The sequence below is a fragment of the Microbacterium sp. CPCC 204701 genome, from assembly GCF_004010105.1.
Taxonomy (GTDB): domain Bacteria; phylum Actinomycetota; class Actinomycetes; order Actinomycetales; family Microbacteriaceae; genus Microbacterium.
This window is the reverse complement of record NZ_RRYE01000422.1, coordinates 1-2,405: the sequence shown is the minus strand read 5'-3', so window position 1 is coordinate 2,405 and position 2,405 is coordinate 1. Positions and strand designations below refer to the sequence as shown.

General features: G+C 73.5%; 3 protein-coding genes. 1 reads left to right on the top strand and 2 read right to left on the bottom strand.

Annotated features, from left to right (window positions below):
* Positions 1 to 827 (top strand): lactonase family protein (locus EIO58_RS16280; RefSeq protein ID WP_127820364.1); only part of this gene is annotated, 827 nt, incomplete at its 5' end.
* A 13-nt stretch (positions 828 to 840) separates the two neighbouring features.
* Here the strand turns inward: EIO58_RS16280 and EIO58_RS16275 are convergent.
* Together EIO58_RS16275 and EIO58_RS16270 are read right to left on the bottom strand one after the other, a co-directional pair.
* The gene (locus EIO58_RS16275) at positions 841 to 1,950 is read right to left on the bottom strand and encodes a flavin-containing monooxygenase (RefSeq protein WP_164861796.1); all 1,110 of its coding nucleotides are present in this window, start codon (positions 1,948 to 1,950) and stop codon (positions 841 to 843) included.
* A gap of 99 nt (positions 1,951 to 2,049) precedes the next feature.
* Positions 2,050 to 2,405 (bottom strand): response regulator transcription factor (locus tag EIO58_RS16270; RefSeq protein WP_164861795.1); only part of this gene is annotated, 356 nt, incomplete at its 5' end.

The window sequence follows — 2,405 nt, the reverse complement described above, 5'->3', positions numbered from 1 at the left end:
ATGCCGCGGGCCGGCCCTCTGCGCCGGTCATCGCCGCGCCGAGCGCCGACCCGTATGGTCCGGACTCGTCAGCCGCGGCCGCGCCCGACCTCGACCTCGCTGCGGCGGCCCGTGCTCTGCGCGAGGCGGCCGGCTCGGAGTTCGCGCACCTCGTCCCTGAGCACGACCGCGACGACGACGGGTGGGACGACGCGGACGCATCGACGGATGCCGCTGCCCAGGCATCCGCTCGGCCGTCGCGCGCGCACCAGGCGCAGTTCCTGCCGGGCGGGCTCATCGCGAACACCGACCTCGGGCACGACCTGGTGCGGTTCTGGCGCGCGGAGACAGGTGGCCTGAAGCGCGTGCAGCACGTCGTCCTGCCGAAGGGCAGTGGTCCGCGGCACCTGGTGTGGCACCCGAGCGGGCACCTCTACGTCGTCACCGAGCTCTCGTGCGAGCTCTTCGTGCTCGCGCCCGCCGTCGACGGACGGTGGCGGCTCGTGGGCGGCACGCCACTCGGAGTCGGCACTCTGCCGACTGACACCGCCGCCGAGCTCGCCCTCTCGCGCGACGGCGAGTTCCTGTACGCCGGAGTGCGCGGCAGCAACACGATCGCGACGCTCCGGGTGCGCGGAGCGGGCGAGACGGTCGAGCCGGTCGCCCTCGCCGACGCGGGCGTGAACTGGCCGCGACACCACCTCATCGTCCGCGACACGCTGCTCGTGGCCGGTCAGCGCTCAGACGAGGTCGTCTCGCTTACGCTCGACCTGCGCACCGGCGTGCCGGGCCGCGTTCGCCACCGCACGACGGCGCCGTCGCCGACCTGCATCCTTCCTGCCCGCTGACGCAGGGCCGCACTCACGCGGCGGCGACCGATGCCGCGCCGCTCCGCGCGTCGGACGGCTCGCACAGCCGCAACACGACGTGCTCGGCATCCCGGCCCATGCCCATGAGCGTGCCCGACGTCGGCGCGTACTGGAACGGCAGTCCCATGAACGCGAGGCCTGCAACCCCGGTCGCGATCCCGCGCCGGTGCGCCACCGACCCGTCAGCACCGAATGCGGCCGGGATGTCGATCCACCGCAGATCGGGCGTCGACCCCGTGCACCACACCACCGTCGAGGCGGGGACCGTCTCGCCGTCGTCGGTGAGGGGCAGCCCGCTCTCGACCCCCGCGATCCGGCCCGTGCGCCGCACCCCGGCCTTGTCGAGATGCGCGACCTTGTTGCGCACCAGGTTCACGCCGTGCCCGTGCTGCTCGGCGAAGGCGCGGCGCCCGCGTTCGGTGTCGAGGGTGAGGCTGCCCAGGCGGCGGAGGAAGACGCCCGAGAGCAGGTTGCCGACGGGGTGGTCGATGTCGATGGGCACCTGGCCGGGGTGGCGGCCGGCGAGCGTCGTGGCGTGACCGGAGGCCGCGGACTCGAGCGCGATGTCGGTCCCCGAGTTCGCCGCGCCGACGACGAGCACCGGCCCTGGCGCGAGGTCCTCAGGCCCGCGGTAGTCGAGCGAATGCAGCCGGTGGATCGACGGATCGAGCTGAGCGGCGAACGATGGCGTCACCGGCATCCGATGAGCGCCGGCGGCGACGACCACGCGGCTCGCCGAGATGGGCTCTCCGCTCGACAGCTCGAGCCTGAAGCGACCGGCCGCGTGCGTCAGCCGCTCGACTCGAGTGGACAGCCGCAACGGCACTCGGGTCTCGTCGGCGTATCGCTCGAGGTAGTCGGCGAGCTGGGACGCGGTCGGGAACTCGAAGAACCGGATGCCGAGCCGAAGCCCGGGCAGCTCGGCGAGCCGGCGCGGCGTGAACAGCCGCAGCGAGCGATAGCGCTCCCGCCACGAGTCGCCCACCCGGTCGGCGGCGTCGATGACGAGGTGCTCGGCGCCGCGCCGGCCGAGCAGCCTTGCCACGTGGAGCCCGGCCGCGCCGGCCCCGATCACGACGGTGTCAATGTGCGTGCTGTCCATGATTCCTCCCGTTCTGCTCACCGTATGAGGGCGCTCGGGGGCGGGCATCGGCAGAAATGACCAATTCCCGTTGCCGCGGCCGGCTTGCCGGTTGGGCGGTCAGGAGGTCGCGGCGAGGCCGTGCTCGAAGGCGTAGGCGGTTGCGGCGGAGCGGCTGGGCACACCCAGCTTCGCGAGGATGTTGCCCACGTGGCGGGCGACGGTGCGCTCGCTGAGGAAGAGATGTTCGGCGATGCGCCGGTTCGACCACCCGCGCGCGACGAGCGCCAACACCTCGCGCTCGCGACGGCTGAGACCCGGTTCGATCGGCGCGCCGGGTGCGTCGGCCGCGGCCAGCCGCTCGAGCCGGACGAGGTCGGGGATCGCTCCGAGGCCTTCGAGCACTCCTCGAGCGGCGTCGAACTCGAGCTCGGCGCCCTCGGCGTCGCCGACCGCATGGACGGCGGCGCCGATCG